The organism is Microcystis sp. M53598_WE2, from assembly GCF_030067735.1.
GTDB classification, from domain to species: domain Bacteria; phylum Cyanobacteriota; class Cyanobacteriia; order Cyanobacteriales; family Microcystaceae; genus Microcystis; species Microcystis aeruginosa.
Window position 1 is genome coordinate 1 of the sequence record NZ_JASJFE010000506.1, and the last position, 1,086, is coordinate 1,086.

General features: G+C 38.3%; 2 protein-coding genes. Both read left to right on the top strand.

Annotated elements, in window-relative coordinates:
* On the top strand, positions 1-345 hold a 345-nt coding region (locus tag PX636_RS10405), incomplete at its 5' end, for a DNA cytosine methyltransferase (RefSeq protein ID WP_288117052.1).
* 272 nt (positions 346-617) lie between these two features.
* On the top strand, positions 618-959 hold the full coding sequence (locus PX636_RS10410; RefSeq protein ID WP_288117054.1) for a hypothetical protein: 342 nt from the start codon (positions 618-620) through the stop codon (positions 957-959).
* The last annotated feature ends 127 nt before the right edge of the window (positions 960-1,086 follow it).

Below are 1,086 nucleotides of genomic sequence, written 5' to 3' on the forward strand. Positions count from 1 at the left end.
AATGCTATTGTGGTGGGAGGTATGGGAAAAGAAAGAAATTTAGTTATCGATCAAAGACTGACTAATTTTACTCCCGTTACTCGCATTAAGGGAGAAGTAAATAAATTATTTGTCCGCAGAATGACTCCCAGAGAGTGGGCAAGATTACAGGGATTTCCCGATAGTTTTCAGATTGTTGTTAGCGATGTCCAAGCTTATAAACAGTTCGGTAATTCTGTGGCTATTCCCGTGGTAAAAGCAGTGGCAAAAGAGGTGATTAAAGCTTTAGATTTATCCAGAGATTCTCAAGAAAATATCAGGGTTAAAGACCTACAGGGGAGACAATTAGATCTATTGTCAATCTGAGGAACAATAACAATTTTTTCTAGGGGTTTGGGTATATTAAGAATAGTTATTATTTGATCAATATGATCGCTGTTTATGCTCGACTCTCACTGGATTAACAGTGGACTTGTTACATAATTAATTTTCGAGAGTTCAAAAATGAGAAAAATAGGCATGAGACAAAAATAAAAAGAGCAAAAGAGGTGATGGTTTCGCCGGTTGTGCTTGTTAAAGGTATCTTGCTTATACTACACTTGTAACACCAATAGGTTTAGTATTCGGGAGAAAAAATTATGCGGACAATCACACGCACCACCACTACCGAGATGGAAGTCACCAGCATTCGTCTGGAAAGAGTCCTCAAAGACAAGCTGAAAGAGATTTCCGGCAATCAAGGTTATCAAGCACTCATTCGCGATGTCTTATGGAATTTCGTTCAGCAAAAATCAGGAGATTATCGACCTCAGTTTTGTGCCACCGATATAAGGGCAGTATTTAACGCTACAGCTAGAAAAAATGAGATTTGCGCTCTTACAGGCAAGTTAATCCCCGCTAATGAAACAATGTTGTTAGGTTTGACTATCTATGGCGATTTAGTTCCGTTGAGTATGGATAGTTATGCCAATTTAAAATAAGTTTGACTAGGGTGGGGCAGAATCCGGTATAGTTAGTCCTCACCCAAGGGAAGTGGGAATTATAAATTATAAATTATGAATTATGAATTGAGAGGTGGGGAGTTTTTTGCTGTGAACAGTGAACTGA

Bases quoted from the DNA above. Each gene is read 5' to 3' on its own strand.
- PX636_RS10410 (WP_288117054.1), top strand. From the start codon at position 618: ATGCGGACAATCACACGCACCACCACTACCGAGATGGAAGTCACCAGC.